General features: G+C 62.5%; 11 protein-coding genes and 1 pseudogene. 8 read left to right on the top strand and 4 right to left on the bottom strand.

Going from position 1 to position 21,119, the window contains the following annotated elements:
• The 5 genes from AC1P6P_RS19445 to AC1P6P_RS19465 form a co-directional block, all read left to right on the top strand.
• Positions 1-1,130 (top strand): lipopolysaccharide biosynthesis protein (locus AC1P6P_RS19445; RefSeq protein ID WP_481404104.1); only part of this gene is annotated, 1,130 nt, incomplete at its 5' end.
• Positions 1,131-1,251: 121 nt separating this feature from the next.
• The gene (locus AC1P6P_RS19450; RefSeq protein WP_481404105.1) at positions 1,252-2,532 is read left to right on the top strand and encodes an outer membrane beta-barrel protein; all 1,281 of its coding nucleotides are present in this window, start codon (positions 1,252-1,254) and stop codon (positions 2,530-2,532) included.
• Between the two features lie 11 nt (positions 2,533-2,543).
• Entirely contained in the window at positions 2,544-4,733 is a 2,190-nt protein-coding gene (locus tag AC1P6P_RS19455) for a GumC family protein (RefSeq protein WP_481404106.1), read from the top strand.
• 444 nt (positions 4,734-5,177) lie between these two features.
• The gene (locus tag AC1P6P_RS19460; RefSeq protein ID WP_481404107.1) at positions 5,178-6,935 is read left to right on the top strand and encodes an FG-GAP-like repeat-containing protein; all 1,758 of its coding nucleotides are present in this window, start codon (positions 5,178-5,180) and stop codon (positions 6,933-6,935) included.
• Positions 6,936-7,109: 174 nt separating this feature from the next.
• Entirely contained in the window at positions 7,110-7,673 is a 564-nt protein-coding gene (locus AC1P6P_RS19465) for a polysaccharide biosynthesis/export family protein (RefSeq protein ID WP_481404108.1), read from the top strand.
• Here AC1P6P_RS19465 and AC1P6P_RS19470 read toward each other — a convergent pair whose 3' ends face one another.
• The gene (locus AC1P6P_RS19470; protein WP_481404109.1) at positions 7,674-9,446 is read right to left on the bottom strand and encodes an FG-GAP-like repeat-containing protein; all 1,773 of its coding nucleotides are present in this window, start codon (positions 9,444-9,446) and stop codon (positions 7,674-7,676) included.
• Between the two features lie 605 nt (positions 9,447-10,051).
• Between AC1P6P_RS19470 and AC1P6P_RS19475 the strand changes: the two are divergent.
• Positions 10,052-10,876: pseudogene (locus AC1P6P_RS19475) on the top strand (glycosyltransferase family 87 protein); the annotation flags it as partial.
• 258 nt (positions 10,877-11,134) lie between these two features.
• Here AC1P6P_RS19475 and AC1P6P_RS19480 read toward each other — a convergent pair.
• A complete protein-coding gene (locus AC1P6P_RS19480; protein ID WP_481404110.1) occupies positions 11,135-12,253 on the bottom strand; it encodes an acyltransferase family protein in 1,119 nt (372 codons plus the stop codon).
• 152 nt (positions 12,254-12,405) lie between these two features.
• The gene (locus AC1P6P_RS19485; protein WP_481404111.1) at positions 12,406-14,034 is read right to left on the bottom strand and encodes a hypothetical protein; all 1,629 of its coding nucleotides are present in this window, start codon (positions 14,032-14,034) and stop codon (positions 12,406-12,408) included.
• A gap of 1,119 nt (positions 14,035-15,153) precedes the next feature.
• Between AC1P6P_RS19485 and AC1P6P_RS19490 the strand changes: the two genes are divergently transcribed.
• Positions 15,154-16,071 (top strand): aspartyl protease family protein, encoded by a 918-nt coding sequence (locus AC1P6P_RS19490; protein WP_481404112.1) that lies wholly within the window; start codon positions 15,154-15,156, stop codon positions 16,069-16,071.
• Here AC1P6P_RS19490 and AC1P6P_RS19495 read toward each other — a convergent pair.
• Complete coding sequence (locus tag AC1P6P_RS19495; protein WP_481404113.1) at positions 16,020-18,281, bottom strand: WD40/YVTN/BNR-like repeat-containing protein; 2,262 nt, start codon at positions 18,279-18,281, stop codon at positions 16,020-16,022. The two genes, AC1P6P_RS19490 and AC1P6P_RS19495, sit on opposite strands and share 52 nt — an antisense overlap.
• A 78-nt stretch (positions 18,282-18,359) precedes the next feature.
• Between AC1P6P_RS19495 and AC1P6P_RS19500 the strand changes: the two genes are divergently transcribed.
• On the top strand, positions 18,360-20,744 hold the full coding sequence (locus AC1P6P_RS19500; protein ID WP_481404114.1) for a glycoside hydrolase family 95 protein: 2,385 nt from the start codon (positions 18,360-18,362) through the stop codon (positions 20,742-20,744).
• Positions 20,745-21,119 lie beyond the last annotated feature (375 nt).

Here is a 21,119-nt window from a genome sequence, read left to right on the forward strand (position 1 = left end):
CAGTGGTGATGCTGGCGGAATGCATCCTCTACAGCCTGTTCGGCGACGCCTTGCCCGCGATCGCCAACCGGCTGCCGAAAGCGCTGTGGCCCGAGTTGCGCGCAGCGGTCTATCTGTGGTCGGCCGCATTTTCCGCCGTTGTATGTGTTATCAGCGTGCTGGTTGCAGCGGTATTGGTGTGGTCAGCGCCGGAGCAGGCGTTGCTGGTGCTGACGACGGGTCTCGCCGTTTTCACCATGCGGGCGCAGCAGATGGGCCGGCGCATCTGCTATCTCGATGGAACCCGTGCGCTCGCTGTGGCTGGCGCCGTACTGTTCTCGGTCACGGTGTTCGCGCTGCTGATTGCGGCGAGGGCGGGCGGCCTGTTGTCGGACGGCGTCGCCATGGGCGTGTTCGCGCTCGGCTCGATGGCATCGTCGTCGGCATTGCTGTTGCGGCGCAGCGATTTCCGCAGGCCGAGCCGGCGCGTGATGTCGCTGGTCTGGATGCGGCTGTGGCGGATGGGGCGACCGCTGACTGTCGCTGCGATCAGCTATTGGGCGGCCAACATCGGCTTGATCCCGGTCGCGGCGGCGATGGTGGGGCGCGAGGCTGCGGGTGTTCTGCGCATCGTTCAGACGCTGACGAACCCGCTGTCGCAGTTCACCTCGATCATGACTTCGGTGGCGTTGCCGCCGGCCGCCCAACGTTTGCGGGCGCCCACGCGGCGGATGTTCGCGCGGGTTTCCGTGCGTTCGCTGATGTTGTTCGCCGTCATCGCTGCGGCGTATTCTCTGGCGTTGGTTTTGTACGGGCCGGCGCTGGTCGGTGTTCTTTTCCACGGCAAGTTGGCGGCAATCGATTGGGCCGTTCTTGGCGTCGCGTCGATCGCGGCATCGCTCGACATGATCAGTTCGGCGCTCGGCGTGCCGCTGCTGGCGATGGGACGAACGGCTTCGATCCTGCACGGACGCGTCGCCTCGCTGGTGGCGTTGGCGCTCGTGTTGCCGTTTGCGCTGCATCTTCCCGGCCTGATCGGGTTCGTTGCCATCACCGCAGGCAGCAATCTCGCCCAGGCGCTTGTTCTCGCCTACAGCCAGTCGCGCCAGTACCGTCGCTTGCCGCAGCGTTCTGAGGCTGCCGACGCATGACGTTGCGGAATGACTCTATGCAAGGCGTCGTGTTTCAATTGCTGTGTGCTCTCGCGGCCGATACAAGAGTCATGATTGAAATCTCCGGTCCAGGGGGACCGGATCGCGCAAGAGGTGACCCATGGGGGGCAGCGCGCTCCGCAGCGCTTTTGGGGTGGCGGCATTCGCCGCGATCATGATGAACACGGCTTCGGCGCAGACGGTGCCGCAGGTCCTGTCGACGGCCGAGCCCGACCTCGGCGTGCTCGAACGCGAGCGGCCCGGGTATGACGCCAAGGGCATTCCGCTCGGCGGTTTCCGCCTGTTTCCGTCGCTCGATCTCGCCGGCAGTTATGACGACAACGTCTATCGCCTTCCGACGGCGGTGTCGGATTGGTTCATGACGGTGTCGCCGGCGTTGGAATTGCGCTCCGACTGGGGCCGGCATTTCCTCGATCTGGCGGTGCATTCCGACACCTACAAATACGCCGATCAGGACAGCCAGGATTTGACCGATTGGGAAGTGAAGGGACGAGGGCGCTACGACATCTCCCACGCCGCCACGCTGTTCGCGAGTGCATCATATGGAGAATACCACGAGCTGTGGTCCTCGCCTGACAGCCTGATCAACCAATCATCGCCGAACCGCTTCTATCAGACCCACGTCACCGCCATGATCAACTACCAGCCGAGTTCGCTGGGAGTTTCGGTCGGCGGCATGTTCGATCGCTATCAATGGCTGAACACGCCGTTGGCGGGCGGTGGCGAGCTGTTCAATGCCGATCGCAATGAGGACAAGCTGGAAGGGTATCTGCGGGTCTTCTACGAGTTCTCGCCGGGGTATGCCGCCTTCGTGCGCGCCACCTTCAACGACCGCCAGTTCGACATGACGGCGGACCGCACCGGTGTCGATCGCGCCTCGCACGGCTATCGCTACGATGGCGGCGTCAACCTGGTGCTCAGCCATCTGGTGCGCGGTGAATTCTATGTCGGCTATTTGAAGCAGGATTTCGCGATCAATCCGGCGCAGCCGTTGTCCAACGTTTCCGGCGTCGACTACGGCGCGCAGCTCGACTGGTTCGCGACGCCGCTGTTGACGGTGCATCTGGCCGGCAACCGCCAGCTGTCGGATACGACGTTTGCCGGTATCTCCACCGAGGATGCCAAGCGCGTCGATCTCAGCGCCGATTACGAGATTCTGCGCGAGCTGATCGCCACCGTGCGCACGACCCTGATCGCGACGAAATACACCGGCAGCCCGTATAGCGACACCGCTTACGGCGCAGGCATCAAGATCGAATATCTCATCAACCGCTACGCCGCTGCGCATCTTGAATACGGCCTCGAACGGCGGACATCCAACCGCGTCCTCGGCGACTATACCGACAACACCATCAGCATCGGATTGGCTTTGCATGTGTGAGGGTTCCCGACATGGATAGGCAGATCGTTCCGTACCGGCCGCAGTGGCCCGCCACGCCTGTCCCGGTGGAGGATCCCGCTCCGGCGAGTTTCGAGCTTCACGATCTTCTTGGATTCCTGCGCATCCACCGCAAGCTGATCGGGGCAACGGTCGTGGCGGTGGTCGCCATTGCCATCGTCGCCGTTTATATGATGACGCCGATCTACACGGCCGATGCGACGGTCATCCTCGATCAGCGCAAGAACAACCTGACCGACGCCAATGCGGTGCTCTCCGGCCTTCCGTCCGACACCACCACGATGGAAACGCAGATCCAGGTCTTGAAATCGACGGCACTTGCCAATCGCGTCATCGACGCGCTGAAGCTTGACACCGATGCCGAGTTCAATGGTGCGCCCGGCGACGGCTGGTTCGGTGGATTGACGCAGTCGGTAAAAGGCATGTTGGGCGCCGCACGGCCCGCCAATGTTCCCAATCGGATGGAAATGGCGACCAAGCTGCTCGATCACGTTCAGGCGAACCCGGTCGGTCTTTCCACGGCGTTGAAGATTTCGGCGAGCGACGCCGATCCGGGCAAGGCGGCGGCCATCGCCAACGCCTTCGCCCAGGCTTATGTCGATGACCAGCTCAACGCCAAGCTGGAAGCGACCCATCGCGCCACGGAATGGCTGACGGCGCGGGCGACGGAGCTGTCGAAGAAGGCGCAGACCGCCGAAGCCGCCGTTCAGCTCTACAAGGCGGAGAATAACATCACCACGACCGGCAACGGTCAGTCGGTGGTTGATCAGCAGATCAACGACGTCAACGGCCAGCTCGTGGCCGCCCGCGCCGATTACGGCGTCAAGCGCGCGACATATGTCCAGCTGTCGCGTCTGGCGCAGAGCGGGCAGGCGGCCAATGCGGCGCAGGTGATCGCCTCGCCGGTGATCACGACATTGCGTGCGCAGCAGTCGCAGATGGCGGGCCAGTTGGCGCAGATGGAGTCGAAATACGGCCCGCGGCATCCCAAGATCCTCGACATGCGGGCCGAGATCGACAAGCTCGACGACCGTATCGCGCAGGAGGTTCAGCGCCAGGTCGCTGCCGCGCGCACCGAAATGGACGTCGCCGGCGCCCATGTCGGCTCGCTGCAGGAAAGTCTTCAGCAGGCGGAAAATCGCGGTGCCGGGCAGAACCAGGCCTCGGTGAAACTGACGGCGCTGCAGTCGGACGCCGCAACCGCACGCACGATGTACGAGGCGGTGCTGGCGCGTCTCAGCCAGATCCAGGGCCAGGAGCAGATCGAGATGGCCGATGCACGGATCGTCTCGCTGGCGGATGTTCCGGTGGCGCCGAGTTTTCCTCAGAAGACGCGCACTGTCCTGCTCGCCATTCCGGTCGGCCTGATCCTGGGGCTGTTCCTGGCGGCGATGAAAGACAGGTTGCACAACGGATTTCGCACCGCATCACAGGTTGAAACGACGTTCGGTGTTCCTGTGCTCGGGGTAATCCCGGATGCGCCGGGCAAAGAGTTCGACAAGCCCTCCGATATGGTGGTGCGCATGCCCGCCTCGGGGTACAGCGAGGCCATACGACGATTGCACATCGGCTTGTCCGGGCGCGAACGGCGCAATCGCGTGGTGGCGGTCTCGTCGGCGCTGCCGGGAGAGGGCAAGTCGACCTTGGTCGTCAGCATGGCGCGCAGTTCGGTGGAGCGGGGACATTCGACCGTGATCGTCGACCTCGATTTGCGCCGTTCCCAGATCGCCAAGATCCTCGGCGTGCGGAATGTGCGCCCCAATCTCGCCGACCTGCTGGCGGGGCGCGAACCGCTCGAGCGTTGTCTCGTCAAGGACAACCATTCGAACGCGATGGCGCTCGTGTGTTCCGGAACGCCGTCGTTTCCGGCGGAAATCCTGTCGTCTCCGCGTGTGGCGGAACTGATTGCGCGGCTGCGCGAGCGATACGAAGTTGTCCTGATCGATACCCCGCCGCTGTTGCCGGTCAGCGATACCAAAATCATCGGCCGCTTGGCCGATTCGATTGTGATGGCGGTTCGCTGGGAAAAGACCCCGCAGGGTGCGGTCGCCAATGCCCTGCGTGAAGTGGCCGAAATCGGTACGCCTTTGGCCGGCGTCGTGCTGGTGCGGGCGAATGGCGAACGCTTCCGCTACTACGCCTACGGCAGCAACTCGGAATACGATTCGTATTACCGCGCCTGACGGCCGGCGTTCTGCCTTGTTTCCGGGCAGTGCGACCAAACGAGCCCCCGTCGATTGTCACAACGGGCTCGGTCAATCCGCAAACCTTCGATGTCGCATGGCCAATGTGTCGCGCACTGCGACCATCTTGCCTAAGTTCGTATCTGGTACCGCCATTTGTTTTGGATCGTTACAAAAGAGTTTTGGTTCGGTCGTGGTAAATCGCTGTTATTACGAATAATCAGTGTGCTGCCTTCATTGATAACGAATCGCATCTGGCTGCGTCACGTCAATTGAGCGACGTTTTTGCGCAGTAAGTCCTGCAAACAGATGCGCACAATTCGCCGCAATTGCATTTCTACGGATTCAATCCTCGTCAAGTTCGCACTCCTAGTCTCGTTCATCGTGGTGTTCGCGGGCCTCGGCGCCTGCAGCCACGTCGAACCGAGAACCAGGGAGTTCAATGTGGCGACGCTGACGGGACCTAATGGCGGCTATTACCTCAATGGCTGGTACACGACGACGAATGCGTGGGGATCTGCGGACCTCACCTACGGCACAGACTACACCATCACCGGAACCTACGATCCGACCAACATCACCAAGGGTGTGTCGTTTACGTGGAATTTCGGGGCTCTACCCACCAACCCGGATGCCTACAACATCTTGGCCTATCCGAGCATCAATTACGGCCAGGATCCTTGGGAGACGACGGTTGATCCGGCGGAAGCACCGTTCCCGCTGAAGGTTTCCGACATCACCAAATTCGACGCGAGCTATAGCGTGACCTTCGGCGGCCAGTCGCAGGGATACGATGTGGCCTTCGACATGTATGTATCGAGCAACCCGACCGGCGGCGAATCCGCGATAACCGACGAGATCATGGTGTGGATGCATACCGGCGGGTTCAATCCCGGAACACCGGTCGCGTCCTATACCGACGGCCACGGCAATACGGGTGGCATCTATAACTTCTGGTCCGACGGTCTGGGCTGGGAATACAGCGCCTTCCTGACCAACAGCGACCTGCCGAGCGGCACGATCGACATCGCCGGCCTCCTGAAGAAGCTTCAGAGCATGGGAATCATCAGCGCTTCGGAATATGTCGAGAAGATCGACATCGGCGCCGAAGTGGCGGCCGGTTCCGGCTCGATGACGATCAACAACGTCGGCTATGATATCGCGACGACGAGCGGCGGCGAACAGATCATCGGCACGCCGAATAGCGGCACCACGACGACGCCCCCGCCGGTCGTCACCCCGCCGCCGGTCGTGACGCCGCCGCCGGTGGTCACGCCGCCCGCGACGACCGTGAACCGTTCGCTCGAGCCCGACCTCAACAAGGACGGCTACGCCGACATCCTGTTCCAGGACGCCGCAGGCGACGTCAAGCTGTGGACGATGAACGGCGTTACCCGCAGCACCTACAATGTCATCGGCACGGCGGCGTCGTCGTCGCAGAAGCTGGTTTGCGCCGCAGATTTCGACGGTGATGGCAACAAGGACATCCTGTTCCAGAACAGCAACGGCCAGGCCGTGGTGTGGTTCATGAATGGCACCGGCATCAAGAGCACGGCAAATCTGGGGACCAATCCCGGCTCGGCATGGAAGATCATCTCGGTCGGCGATTTCAACGGCGACTACAAGGCCGACGTGCTGCTGCAGAACACCTCCACCGGTCAGGCGATGGTGTGGCTGGTGAACGGCAGCTCGGTGACGAGTTCGGCGACGCTGGGCACCAGCCCGGGCACGAAGTGGAAAGTGATCGGTGCCGGCGACGTCAACGCCAACAACAAGTCGGACGTCATCTGGCAGAACACCTCCACCGGCCAGGTCATGATCTACACCATGAACGGCACTTCGGTGACGTCGAAGACGACGGTCGCGACCAATCCGGGCTCGGCATGGAAGGCGATCGGAACCGGCGACCTCAACGGTGACGGCGACTCCGACATCGTGTTCCAGAACGCCAGCGGTCAAGTGCGCGTCTGGCAGATGAACGGCACCACCATCACCAAGGACACGACCATCAGCACCAATCCGGGCAGCGCCTGGTCGGCAATCGGTTGTGAAGACTTCAACAACGACGGCAAGGACGACATTCTGTTCCAGAACAAGTCCACCGGCGCAGTGATGGCGTGGACCATGAACGGTGCATCCATCCTGTCGCAGGGTTCGGTCGGCAATCCCGACCTCGGCTGGGTTGCAGCGGTCGGCGGTTGACCAAACTGTAACGACAGAATTTCAGCGGCAGGTCCGACACGTTCGGGCCTGCCGTTGTCGTTGGCACTTGCTTCAAATCAAGAAATGTGGAGAGTACGTACGAAGAAACGGCCGCATGCGGGCGGGGCTTTGAGCGAGAAACATCCAATGTTCGCCGGCGTTAGGGCCGCCCTTATGGCGGCGATGGTTCTTGTATCGGCGCTTGCGCCAGTATCGGCCGATGACATGAAGCCGGTGCAGACCGCAGCGATTACACCTCATGCGACGCCTGCCGACGACGAACGCTATACGCTCGGCAGCGGCGACAAGGTCAAGGTTACCGTCTACGGCGAAGAAGATCTCAGTGGTGAGTTCACGGTTGACGGCTCCGGGCACGTCCAGCTGCCGCTGGTCGGGCAGGTGAAGGCGGCCGGGCTCAACACGCACCAGTTGGTCTCCGAGGTGACGACGGCGCTGCAGAACGGCTATCTGAAGGACCCCAAGGTCAGCATTCAGGTGCTGAACTACCGTCCGTTTTACATCATGGGAGAGGTCAACAAGCCCGGCGAGTACCCGTTCGAGAACGGTCTTACCGTGTTGCGCGCGGTGGCGCTGGCGGGCGGTTACACCTATCGTGCCAACGACGGCAAGGTCTATGTCCGACGGGTCAACGAGACCGAGGAAAACGCCATGCCGGCGGACTCGACGACCCGCATATATCCTGGCGATATCGTGCGGGTCCCCGAGCGGATTTTCTGATCAGACCACGGCGTGCCAGTTCGTTCCGGCGCTGGCGAGGGTCGTCTTCGACAGCACGGCGAATCCGTTCATCGTCCAGATCATCGCTTCTCCTGAACTGTTCTGGAACAGGATGTCGTCGTGGCCGTCGCCGTTGAAATCGCGCGCGCCGACCGCCTGCCACCCGGCACCGGGGTTGCCGCTGAGATCGCTTCCGGCCGCGATCGTCGTGCCGTCCATCTCCCAGATGCGGACTGTGCCGTTGGTGTTCTGCAGCAGGATATCGGAATTGCCGTCGTCATTGAAATCGCCGGTGCCGACCACATGCCAGTTCGGTCCCGGATTGGCGGACAAAGTGGTTTTTGACGCGACGGTGATGCCGTCCATCGTCCAAACCTGCACCTGGCCGGTGGCGGCGTTCTGCCAGACGATGTCCGACTTGCCGCTGCCGTCGAAGTCGCCGGCTGTGATGACGTCCCAATTGGCGCCGGGGCTGGCATAGGATGTCGCCCATTTGACGTTGGTGCCGTCCATCAGCCAGATTTTCGCGGCGCCGGTGGCATTGTCGCGCCACAGGATGTCGGCGGTCTGATCGCCATCGAAATCTCCGGCCCCGATCACTTGCCACGACGATCCGGGATTGAAGCCGGGCGCTGCGGTCGATACACGCGTCAATCCGTTCATCGTCCAGATGTAGGGCTGGCCGTTTTCGTCCTGCAGCAGCAGGTCGGGCTTGCCGTCGCCGGTGAAATCCGCCGCCGTCACGACGCTCAGGGTGTTCGACACGTTTCCCAACGTACCGCTCGAACCGAGCCTGGTTGCGCCGTTCATGGTCCAGATCATCGCTTGACCGGAGTCGTTCGCCCACACGACGTCGGAGCGGCCGTCGCCGTTGAAGTCGTTGGCGAGAACGCCGGCGGCAAGGCCGTTGCCTGGCGTTCCGCCGCCGGATCCGCCACTGGTGTCACCGCCCGAGCTCGAGCCGGAGCCCGATCCTGAACCGGAGCCGGAACTCGAGCCGGACGATACCGGGGACGTGCCGCTACCGTCGATCAGGACTTCGGAACCGCCGCCGGGTTGGACGTCGAGCTGCAGCTTGTTGATGGTGAGCGAACCGCTCCCCGCCGCAACTTCGGCACCGAGCTGGATATTGCTGATGTATTCGTTGCCGCTGATGATGCCGATGGTTTTCAACTTCTGCATGATCGCCTTGATGTCGATCGTGCCGCTTGGATCATCGGCATTGGTCAGGACGGCGGTGTAGGTGAAATGCAGACCGCTTTCATAGACGGGGTAGGAATAGATCTGGCCCGAATAGTTCGCATCGGAAAACGATCCGACCGGCGCGCCCGCAGGGTCCCAGCCGCCGTCGTGCACCCACACCATCACTTCATTGGTTATGGAGCGCGCGCCCCCGCCGGGCGACGAGGTGAGGTACATCTCGAACGCGACATTGTAGCCATCGGTGACGCCGCCGAATGCGACGTTGTAATTGACCTGGAATTTGGAAAGGTTTGCGATCGATAGCGGGAACGGTTTTGCTTCGGACGGCAGTGATGTGGACCATGCATCCTGCCCGAATCCGACGTTGGGGAAAGCGTGGACCCAATAATAGCCGTCGGCGGGGAGCGACCCGAAGTTCCACGAGTACTTCAATCCCGATGTCGGATTCGCCGCATCGTAGGTTCCGTTGAGGACATAGCCGAGATCGAGAATGCTTGTGTCCCAGATGTTGTTCTGGATGTACCAGCCGTTGAGGTCGTATTCGCCGTCGGCGCCGCCGAGAGTTGCCATTTCTTGTTTTCCTCTTGAGTTGAGTCCCCGTCGCGCGCCGCCTTTCTAGCGGCCGGATGTTGTTCTGCTGGTGACAAAGATAAGAGAAGCAATGGCCTGAATGGCGCGCAAAAACAGCGTACGCGGACGAAATGGCACACGCTTCCTCAGCGTCACCCGCTCGCGGTCGCTGCTTCGTCTCGACATTGCTCGTGCATGGTATTGAGTTGAAACGATTAGCCTCTATTGTATTTTTGCGTGGTTGCTGAAGGGGTGCTGCCGTGTTTTCGAACGATCCAATGTCCCACTCGTCATCGGCAAGTTGCGGGGCAATCGTTCCGCTGCGAGAGCATGGTCTAAGCGACAGTTGGGCGACGGTACGCCAACCGGTTCGACAGTGGCCGACGAATTGAGCGACCAGGAGCCGGCAAATGAATGAAGGAACGGAGCGGGCAGCGTTCGGCTTGCGCATCAATTCGCGCGCCGTGTTGGTGGCAGGATTGGCGCTGGCGTTGGCGGGAGCGTTTGCGCTCGCCGTTCCGGCCTGGAAAGCGGACCGTGATTCGTTGATCCGGCTGTTGCATTTCTGGCTGGTTACCGTTCAGGGCGATGACTCCTGGAAGCCCATGCGCGCAGCCTATGCGTGGTTCGCGGCGGGGCACGGCGAGACCATTTACCGTCATGTGCTGTTCGACCAGCACATCAAGTTCCAGTATCCGCCATGCAGCCTGTTGCTGTTTGCGATACCGCAGGTCCTGCACTTCAACGTCAGCGATCGCGAGTTGAATCTTATTGGCTGGTGGTCGGTGGTGGTCGAAGCGGTCGCAACTGGCGCCTTGACGCTTGCGGCGACGCGCGACTGGCCGGAACGCCGGCTGCGCTGGGCGGCGGCATTCGTTTCGGCGGTGCTGGCGATGACGTTTTATCCTGTGTTGTGGGCCTACAAGGAAGGGCAGATACAGCTTTGGTTTACGGCGCTGTTCGCGCTCGCGTCGCTGGCGTGGCTGCGCGGACATAGGCGCACGTCGGGCGTGCTGATCGGGCTCACCTGCATCGCCAAGCCGCAGTTCTTCGTGTTTTTGTTATGGGCGTTATTGCGCAGGCAGTGGGGTTTCGCCGCTGCGATGGGCGTCGTGGTGGCAACTTTCCTCGGCGCATCGCTTGCCGTGTTCGGCTGGGCGAACCATGTCGATTACGTCGCCGCATTGTCCTTCATGTCGCAGCACGGCGAGTCGTTCGTGCGAAATTATTCGGTCAACGGCGTGATGCACCGCCTGCTCGGCAATGGCTACGCGCTGGAGTTCGTGCCCCGCTGGTACGCGCCGTACCATCCGGTGGTGTATTGGGCGACACTTGTTACGTCAATGGTGCTGATCGGCTTCGCCTTGTTCTGGCGTCGGAGCCGGCCGGCGAACCTGTTCGACTTCTTCATTGCGGCCTTGTCGCTGACGATGGCATCGCCGATTGTTTGGGAACACCATTACGGCGTGCTGCCGCCGATGTTCGTCATGCTCGCGATCATGTTGGCCCGTCGTGAGCATCGCGCCGCTGTACCGGCTATCGCGTTATTCCTCGCGTTTTTGGCCTGCGATATCATCCTGCCGCCGATCGCCTCAATCATCAGCGGTCCGGCGAGCCTGCTGCAGGCGCCGATGTTCTTCGGCGCATTGACGGTGCTGGTGCTGCTCTATCGGATGCGCGACGAATATTCAGAGCCGGACGAATATGCGGCGGCGATACAGCATGTAGCCGAACAGCCAGCATACGAGGGTGTAGGCGAACGCGCACAGCAGCGATCCGAACGGGCCGGGAGCCAGGCGCTGGAAGACCTCGATGCCGACCCAGCGGTACGGATCGGCGTGGAGGACCGCCTTGAACAGGGCTTGCGTCGTGATCAGCAGTTCTGAAAACAGATAAACCGCCAGCGGGTTCTTGCCGAGAATTTCGAAGAAGCCGCTGCGGACGGGCAGGCGTGCCACGTCGAGCACGGAAACCAGCGATGCCAGCAGCACCAAGTCGAGGCCGATGGTGACCAGCACGAAGCTGTCGCTCCACAGTTTCTTCGACAGCGGGAACCAGGCGCTGACGAACAGGCCGGTGATCGCCAGCGCCACGCCGCCGAACGCGACCACCTGCATGCGTCCCATGGTCGGGCGCGCCGCGACGATGAAGCGGGTCGCGAGATAGCCGGCCAGCACGTTCACCGTTGCCGGCAGCGTTCCGAGCAGTCCTTCCGGCTCGAAGCCGTCGTCCCAGCGGTAGATATGGCTCTGGGGTATGAGGAAGCGGTCCACCACCGAACCGAAATTGTTCGCCTTGTCGAATGCCATGCCCGGCGCCGCACAAAATACCAGCACGGCCCAATAGGCGATCAGGATGATGGCGCATGCGACGACGATTTGGCGCGGCTTGAGGAAACGCACCGCAACCGCCGCCAGCGCGTAGCACATCGCCAGCCGCTGCAACACGCCCAAGAAGCGCGTGTCGGCGAACGAAAAGAGCTTGAAGTGGTCGCCGGGCATCAGTTTCACGAACGGATACCAGAACATCAAAAAGCCGATCAGGAACAGCAGGGCAGCGCGCCGGATGCTGCGGCCGAGGAATTCCGGCGTCGTCATCGGGCGAGCGAGCACGAACACCAGCGCACTGCCCATCGCGAACAGGAATGACGGAAACACGAAATCGGCCAGGGTAAAGCCGAACCATTCGGCGTGCACCAGGAACGGCCACGGCTTGGCACCGGCGCCGGGGGTGTTGACCAGGATCATCAGGAAAATGGTCAGGCCGCGGAAGGCATCAAGCGCGGCGAAGCGGGGTTTCTCGGTCATGGCGCACTCGTAGCAATTGCAGGTGCCGGCTCACGTCGGCAAGCGTGGCGCGGGGAGAGTCGCCCGTCGCGATCCTGCCATTCTCCCACCGAATGCGGTCCGCCGGGAAGCGGGCGGCGTCGCGCGCGAAGCGTGTCATTGCCGCACGGGCTTCAGTGCACCACGCGATAGAGCCGTGCGAACCCGTTGTCCGCCACCACCCGGGTGTCCGGGAGCGGGGTGTCGCCAAGATCGGCGTTGAGCAGCAGCACGTAATCGAAGCGCTTCGGCCAGCCGATCAGGTAATGGTCATAGGTCCGGGTCAGCGGTTCGTTGATGTCCTCGATGAAGGGAATGCCCGAGGAATACACGGCCTTGTCCTGGTAAGGCGGTGTGACGGCGAGCGGCTGCTGACCCGGCACGGTGAAAAGCGTCGGAATGAAGACCTGCCGCCACATCACTGCCAGCGAGGCATAATGGCGTTCCGAGGCACAGCGCCCGCCGGGAAAACCCGCCAGCAGACGGCCGAGCGGGGCGCCGGTGCTTTCATCCCAGCGCTGCTGCAAAACCATCACCGAGGCGCCCGGCGGCAAGGTGCTTGTCACCGCTTTCAACTGGTCGAGATCGGCGCTCCGCAGCTGCCAGATCCAGCCGATCGAGCCGATGCGCAGGAGGGCGGCGGCGATGAGAAGGACTGCGACCGCCGCGTTTTGCCGCCGCGTCGCGAAGATCGGCCGGACCGCCGCCAGCGCGATCAGCGCCGCCATTTCGGGAAAGCGGATGACCAGCGCGCCGCCGTCGCCGAGATTCATCGGCAGGAACGGCGAAAGCAGTTCCAGGGCGCCGGCGATCAGCAACAGCCCGGCATGAAGTGCGATCCGCCGTTTGATTGCGGCCCAGGCGATCACGCCGAACAGCGGCAGCGCCAGCAGCACATCGAGCGCCGCCTTGTAGCTCAGCACCGGTGACAGCAGCACCAGTCCGATCGTCTTGGGACTGAAGGTTACGTCGGGCTGCTGCCAATACATCAACGAATGGTGGGTGCCGTGGGCGCCCGGCAGCGTTGGTGCGAGCAACAGGAACAGCGCGACGGGAATCGTGCAGGCAATTCCGTACTGCACGATCCGCCAAACCGCGGGTCTCAGGAAATCGCGGCTGAGCGGCCATCGCGGCAATTTCGGCCCCAGCGCCAATCCGGCGAGCAGCAGCAGGAAGAACAGCGCGCCGAACGGATGGATCAGCAAAAGCACGGCGGCGCAGGCCATGATGGCAACGAGCCGAACCGGTGTCGTGCGATTGAGCACGCGCCACAGAAGCGCGATCGCCGCCAGCGCCGCCGCGAGGCCGATCTGATAGGAGATGAGGCCGGTCACCGCGGTCGTGCTCCACAGGATGGCGATGCCGGCGAGCGGCCACCAGCCGAGGCGCCCGAACAGGCGCTTGTTCAGCCACAGCGCAGCGAGCGGCGGAGCAAAGAACATCGCCAGCAACAGCACTTTGCCGACCGCTTCGATCGACATCACGCACGCCAGCGTCGTACCGATGAGATCGACGAAAATGTTGGTGGCGGCCTGGCTCCAGCGCGCTTCGTAGATGCCGGATAGCGGCGCGTGATCGAGCCCGCCGGACAGCAGCCAGATGCGTGTCAGGTGATTGGGCACGTCCATCACCGGCGGCAGGCTGACGACGAGAAAAGGAAGCGCGGCAATCACCCATACGGTGGCGATGATGGCGATACGCAATCGCGCCGCCGGCGCGGTAGCCTCATGCCGGCGGACGTTTTCGTAGTCTGCAACCGCCACGCAAGGTCCTTCCGCCGCGACAGGAGAGGTTTCCGGCCTCACTGTATCGGCGAGGCCGGAAACCTCATTAACAAAGGACACGGAACGCGCGCAAGGACGGCGCCAACACAACGTGTCCTACAAAATGCATTGTCGCTTCGCCAACACGCCCGAAAATCTGCTCTTGCGCGTGGTGACGAAAGGGAACATGCGCGCGAGTTTCTGATCCGGCATAGGGATGCGCTTGTCGTCGGCATCGGTGCGCCGGTGCGGAGAAATCGTTTGCATGATCATCGGCGGTCAGGGATTTGGATCGCGATCGAACGAGCCGATGCGGTTGTTCTCGACCCGCTTCATCTCGAATTCGAGCCGGTCGTTGGGCTGCACGTTGATGATGTCGTGCTCGGTCTCATCCATCGATCCGCCGTCGACGCCGTTCGAGAAAGTGCCTTTGCGGGCGTCGTCCTAAGCCGATCGGCGCACCGGCGGAAAATAGTATTACTAATGTCGCCAGGCGATGGAGGACCTGCGGCGCGGTTCACGGTGACCATGCCACTTCTAACCGGTGCGGCGGTTTGCTGCATGACGTATAAAACCGGTGTCGTGAAGCGTCTTACAAGGCAGGTACAAGGCAGGTAGAAGTCGCGGATTTGTCGGTATAGTTCACCAATGGTAAGGCGCATTCGCAAACCATCGGTGACCAAATACACCGCAACGGATGCCGATCGGGAAGCATAAGTCTATTGAAATCAAGGCCGTAACATATCATCCAAATGGCTGGATTTATGGCCTGATCGCGGCGAATGGCTTATGTTTTCGCCCATGAGATCGGTTGGTGCATGCTCTAAGCGATGATTGGACGTCTCCTTCGAGAACACCGACCTAACTGACGAGGCGCTCAACACGCCTCGTCTTTTTTTCCGCTTAGAAAATTCGTCGCAGCCAGACCTGGTTGAAGCGGCGGTCTATGCCCGTTTGCTGCCCTACTTTTGGGCATAGTCGCAGGTCGAGCGGCGGCAAGCGTCGCCATACGACGGGGGATCGCATATGGGCCACACCACGCTGTCACGCCGGTCATTGATTGGCGTTCTCGCTGCTGCGCCGCTGGCCGGCTGGGCTGAACCGTCCGCGGAGCCCGCGGTGACGACGGCCACGACCGACCACACCCTGCTCACGGTCGGTGTCATGCTCGACGGCAAGGGACCGTTCCGCTTTATTGTCGACACTGGCGCCGATCGCAGCGTGATATCGGATGCAGTGGCGCGCGAGCTTGGGCAGACGGGAGCGAACGCGGTGCTGGTGGAAGGCGTCGTGCGCACCATTCCGGCGCCGATCGTGCGCATCGGCAGTCTGGTTTCCGGGCCGATCGAGCGCACCGCTCTCGACGTACCGGTATTGCCGCGCGAACACCTCAAGGCCGACGGCTATCTTGGCCTCGACGTTATCAACGGCTATCGCCTGTCGCTGGATTTCGTGCATAGTGAACTGCGGCTGATGGATCCGCGCTCCTCGATGGCGGTGGGCCGCGATGCACCGCGCGAAATTCCGGTGCGACTTTCGGGCAACGCTGGGCATCTGCGCGCCTTCAATTGCGCCATCGACGGCGTGCGGTCCGTCGCGTTCGTCGATACCGGCGCCGAAATTTCGGTCGGCAATGCCAAACTTTTCTCGGCCTTGACCGAGAGGGATGCGGGCTATGCCGTGAAGGAGGTCGTCGCACTGACCGGTGTCACCGGCGGCATGGTGGATGGCCGCGTCACCACGCTCAAACGGACCTGTATCGGGGATGTGATCGTCAACCAGAGCCGCATTGCCATCGCCGATCTGCAGATCTTCCGCTTGTGGGGTCTCGAAGACCGCCCGGCGCTGTTGATCGGCATGAACTGGCTGCGGCGCTTCAACCGCGTCGCCATCGACTACGGCCGCAAGGAAATCCGATTTGACATGGCCTCACGCGTTCGCGACGAGGACAAGCAGCCGTGCGTGCCGTCGAGCGGTGGCTGCCGCTATTTGATCGGCTCGCCGAACACGATTCCGCGTCCGTCGGTGGCGATGTAGACCCGGCCGAACACGGTCTTGTCGGCCGCCACCCGGCGGAAGGCGCGATTGTATTCGTGGCCGCCGTCGTTGATGCGTTGCCAGCTCTTGCCGTTATCGAGCGAGCGGAAAATTGCCGTCGTGTCGCCCTGGGTGCCGATCGCGAACAGCGTCATGTCGCGGGCGTTCGGGGCGGCTTTGCCGAAATCCATGTGACGGACAACGATGCCGCCGTCGACCGTGGTGAAATGCTTGCCGCCGTCGGTGGAGTGGTACAGCGCCTGGCTGCCGATGAACCACAGATCGCCCTTCTTGCCCGGTGTCGCCAGCAATGGATTGATGTCCTCGCGGCGCGTCGGTTCGACGGTGCGCAGGCCTTCCGGCAGTCCGGCCGTCTTTTCCGCCTTGAAGCTGCGGGCGCCGTCGCTCGAGACGTAAAGCGCGCCGGTGTCGTAATCGAGCGCATAGAAGCGGCTCGCATCGGCGCGGTCGGCAATGAGCCAGCCGTGGTGGGCCGGCAGGCCGGTGATCGTCGTCCACGTCTTACCGCGATTTGCGGTCACGACCGGTTCCGGCGTCATCACCACGAACGTCTTGCCGTCGGCCGAGACGATGATGTTCGCATCGATGTAGGGATCGCCGTAATTATAGCCGATCTTGTCCTGCGGGATTTCGATATAGCCCGCTGGCACCGGCGCCTTGAGACCGGTCCAGGTTTTGCCGAAGTCGGTTGAATAGGCGAGGGTGTAGCTGACCGGGCGGTTGTGCTTGGAATGGGTGCCGCTGCGCACCACCACATTCGGCGCCTTCTCGGCGTAGTCGATGGTGTTGGTGTTGGTGAACATCGGATCGGAGGTGATCGGCGGCGAGACCGCAAGATCAGTGTGCACGAAGCCGCCGATGTCGCCAAAGCCCGAGATCAGCGGCGCGCCCTTGGCCGGGCTCGACAGCGTGATCACGGCAGTCTGTTCCACGCCTTCCACCCACGGTGTCCAGTTCACGACCTTGCCGGCTTCGGACTCGCGAAGATTGCTCGTGCCGTAAACCGTGGCGCCGGTGGTGTAGCCGAGATGGTTTGAATCGAACGGATCGATGGCGAGCCCGGTGATCCACCAGCCAAACTCGGATTCCTTCTCGCCCCAATAGAGGAACGGCACCGACGACACGTCGCGCTGCGAAATTTCGCGCAGGCTGCGCCAATGCGCGCCGCCGTCACTGGAGCGATAGATGGTGTCGGGGCCGCTGTTGCCGCCGATGGTCGCGACCACCAGAGTGCCTTCGTGCTGGCGGTCGAGCGACAGCCCCATGAAGCCGCCTTTATCCGGCGAGATGTTGGTCCAGGCGTTCAGTTTGGTGTTGAGCTTGTAAACGGCGCCGTCGTTGACTGCCCATGGCCCCATGCTGTTGGCATAGGTGAGCGTCAGCGTGCCTTTGCCGTCGATCTGCGCCTGTCCGGGCACCAGGCTCGCGGGCGGTTCGTTGGGCACCGGCGCCCAGGTCCTGCCAGCATCGTCGGAGCGATAGAGGTGGTGCTCGCCGGGATCGGCAACCCCGACGAAAATCGTTTTGGACGCCACGCCCTTGCTGCCGCTCGCCGGATCGAACACGACAAAACTGAGGCCGGCATAGGGGCGGGCGTGGCTGTCTGGAATGCCGAGGCCGGACCGTGGGAAACTCGCGACTTTCGTCCAGGTCTTGCCGCGGTCGGTGGAACGCTGCAGCCCGTCGTAGCGCGAACCGAAATAGAGCAGCGAGGTGTCGTTGGGATCGACCGCCAGCCGCTCGCCGAGATCGCGGCCTTCTTCGTTGCCGCCCATGCGGAACGGCACCGGGATCACCTCCCAATGCTCGCCACGGTCGCTGGAGCGCAGGATCGCCGCCGGCAACGCGCGATAAGTGCCGACCGCCGCATAGACCACGTTGGCGTCGACCGGATCGGGCGCGAGGCTTTCGATGCCGCGGTAATTGGGATCGGGATTGCCGTCCTGGGTCGGCACCCACACCTTGGTGCGATCGTCCCAGCGATAGATGCCGCCCATGTCCGAGCGCAGATAGGCGAGGCCCTTTTCCACCGGGCTGAAGATCAGGCCGGGCATATAGCCGCCGCCGCCGACCTTCACGTTTTTCCAGACATAGTGCGAAGCGATATCGTCCGCCGCGCTGGCCGCAGCCACGCCGAAGAGGGCGGCAAGAACCGCGGCGGCGAAGCGCATCAGCATCGATCCAGACATTCCGCCACTCCGGCTTTGTTCGCTACGCATAAGTCATATAAATATACAGGCGACGCAATGCGCTTCTGGGGCTCTAGCATGCGACTCCGCCATCCGGCTCTTCTGATCATCGCCGCACTTCTCATGGTGGGCGCAGCCCATGCTAAGGGGCAACCGTTTACGCTCTGGTACGACCGGCCCGCCGCCGACTGGGAACACCATGGGCTGCCGATTGGCAATGGCGCGATGGGAGCGGTGCTCGCTGGCGGTGTTGTCGTCGACGACATCCAGTTCAACGAGAAAGCGCTGTGGACCGGAGGACCGGGCGCGCGCGGCTACGATTACGGCCTGCCGGCGCAGTCCTTGGCGGGTAAAGTCGCCCAGGTGCAGGCGTTACTCGCGCGCGACGTGCAGGCGAGGCCCGAGGATGTTGCCGCTCTTTTGGGGCATCCGAATACCTCCTATGGCGATTATCAGTCGTTCGGCAATCTCAAGCTGACGTTTGCCGATGGGGCGTTCACCGCCTATCGGCGGTGGCTGGATATCGCGACCGCAACCGCGCGAACGACCTATCGCGCCAACGGTGTCGCCTATCTGCGCGAGTATTTTGCTTCCTATCCCGCTCACGCCATCGTGATCCGGCTGACGGCCTCCAAGCCGGGGCGCATCAGCTTCACGGCGGCCCTGACCGCGCCGGACAATCGCACGGTGGAACGCATGGCCCATACGGGGCGTGTCACCGAACGTGGGGCGCTCAAGGACAACGGCCTCAAATACGAGGCCCAGGTGCAGGTGATCGCCGAGGGGGGCAGCCGCAGCGACAATCCCGATGGTTCGGTCACGGTCAAAGCGGCCGATAGCGCGACGCTGATCCTGTCCGCCGGGACCAATTACCGGATGCACTATCCGGAGTACCGCGGCCCCGATCCGCATGAAGCGGTGACGGCGCGGGTGGATGCGGCGGCGAAGACGCGATACGCCGATCTCGTGGCGGCGCATCGGAAGGACTACACGAGCCTGTTTTCGCGCGTCGGTCTCGATCTCGGCCAGCAGATGCCGGATGTGCCGACCGATGTGCTGGTGAAGAATTACGGCCATGGTGGCGCCGGCGATCGCGCGCTGGAAGCGCTGTTCTTCCAGTACGGCCGCTATCTCTTGATTGCCTCGTCGCGCGCCGGTTCGCTGCCGGCCAATCTGCAGGGCGTATGGAACGCCTCCGCGACGCCGCCGTGGAACGACGATTATCACGTCAACATCAATCTGCAGATGAACTACTGGCTGGCGGACGTGACCAATCTGGCCGACACCGAACAGCCGTATCTCGATTTCGTTGACGGCTTGATGCCGCCGGGGCGCGCCAGTGCCGAGCGCATTCTGGGCACCAAAGGCTGGGCGGTGTTTCTCAACACCAACATCTGGGGCTATAGCGGCGTGATCGCGTGGCCGACGGCGTTCTGGCAGCCGGAAGCGGGGGCCTGGCTTGCCTCGCAATACTACGACCATTATCGCTTCTCGCAGGATCGCGCCTTTCTCGAACACCGCGCCTATCCGGTGATGCAAGAGGCGGCCGAGGTGTGGCTCGCGGCGCTGGTCACCGATCCGCGCGACGGCAAGTTGGTGGTGTCGCCGTCCTATTCGCCGGAACATGGGCCGTTCTCGGCCGGCGCGGCAATGTCGCAACAGATCGTGTACGGACTATTCTCCGAAACCGCCGCGGCCGCCCGCATCGTCGGCGACAGCGCCACGGCCGACCGGCTCGATGCAGCGCTGGCGAAACTTGATCCCGGTCTCAGGATCGGCAAATGGGGCCAGTTGCAGGAGTGGAAAGCGGATTGGGACGATCCCAAAGACGAGCACCGCCACACATCGCATCTCTATGCTCTCTATCCCGGCACGCAGATTTCGCCGCTGACGACGCCGGCATTGGCCGATGCGGCGCGGGTATCGCTTAATGCCCGTGGCGATTCCACCACCAGCCATGGCGAGGCGGGGACGGGCTGGAGCAAGGCGTGGAAGGTCAACTTCTGGGCCCGCCTCGATGATGGCGATCGCGCCTACCGGCTGCTGGCGCAACTGCTCAAAGAAAACGCGATGCCCAATTTGTGGGACCAGTATGTCGGGCCGCCGTTCCAGATCGACGGCAATTTTGGCGCCACCGCCGGTATCGCCGAGATGCTGCTGCAAAGCCAGGGCGGCGTCATTGCGATCCTGCCCGCGTTGCCGAAGGCTTGGCCGGATGGTTCGGTGCGTGGGCTGCGCGCTCGCGGCGATGTCACCGTCGATATCGCTTGGCGCCATGGCCGAGTGCGGCGTTTCACGATCACGGCGGGTCGCACCGGCACGCTTACGCTGCGCAGTGCGATATTTGAGGGCCGTTTTGCGATCGCTACGGGACGGGGCGCGAATGCGAATTTGGTCGGCAGCGGAGCCGTCCGGCGGCTCAATGCTGTGGTCGCACAGCGCTATACGGTAACCGCTTTCTGAGCTGGCATTTTGCCACAATTGGGGCGAGGAGGGCGGTGATTGTCGGCGAGTGTTGCTCGTTCGCACGGCGCCCAACCTGGCGGTCTAGTTCGGCGGAAGAAAGCTCAGATTCAACGACTTATATTGGCGTTTCGTGAGCGTGCCGTCATGATACCGGTACCGCCAAACGGTGCTCATTTGTATAATTAAACATACACTGCTGCTCTTTTCGCACACATGGCGGAAATAAGGCGAAAGTGGCAGTACTGCGGCTTGTCGGTAAGCGCTGTCCATGATACCCCAGCAATTGTCAGAGATTTCCGGACCGGCCGTTGCCTCGGTTTCGGTCGCCCAGAAGTCTCTCAAGGTGCTGTAACCGTAGATGTGTGGGGCAGG

Source organism: Rhizomicrobium sp. (assembly GCF_056722145.1).

Excerpts from the sequence above, each read along its gene's own strand:
- AC1P6P_RS19450 (WP_481404105.1), top strand. The coding sequence starts at position 1,252 with ATGGGGGGCAGCGCGCTCCGCAGCGCTTTTGGGGTGGCGGCATTCGCC.
- AC1P6P_RS19455 (WP_481404106.1), top strand. The coding sequence starts at position 2,544 with ATGGATAGGCAGATCGTTCCGTACCGGCCGCAGTGGCCCGCCACGCCT.
- AC1P6P_RS19465 (WP_481404108.1), top strand. The coding sequence starts at position 7,110 with ATGGCGGCGATGGTTCTTGTATCGGCGCTTGCGCCAGTATCGGCCGAT.
- AC1P6P_RS19470 (WP_481404109.1), bottom strand. The coding sequence starts at position 9,446 with ATGGCAACTCTCGGCGGCGCCGACGGCGAATACGACCTCAACGGCTGG.
- AC1P6P_RS19480 (WP_481404110.1), bottom strand. The coding sequence starts at position 12,253 with ATGACCGAGAAACCCCGCTTCGCCGCGCTTGATGCCTTCCGCGGCCTG.
- AC1P6P_RS19495 (WP_481404113.1), bottom strand. The coding sequence starts at position 18,281 with ATGTCTGGATCGATGCTGATGCGCTTCGCCGCCGCGGTTCTTGCCGCC.
- AC1P6P_RS19500 (WP_481404114.1), top strand. The coding sequence starts at position 18,360 with ATGCGACTCCGCCATCCGGCTCTTCTGATCATCGCCGCACTTCTCATG.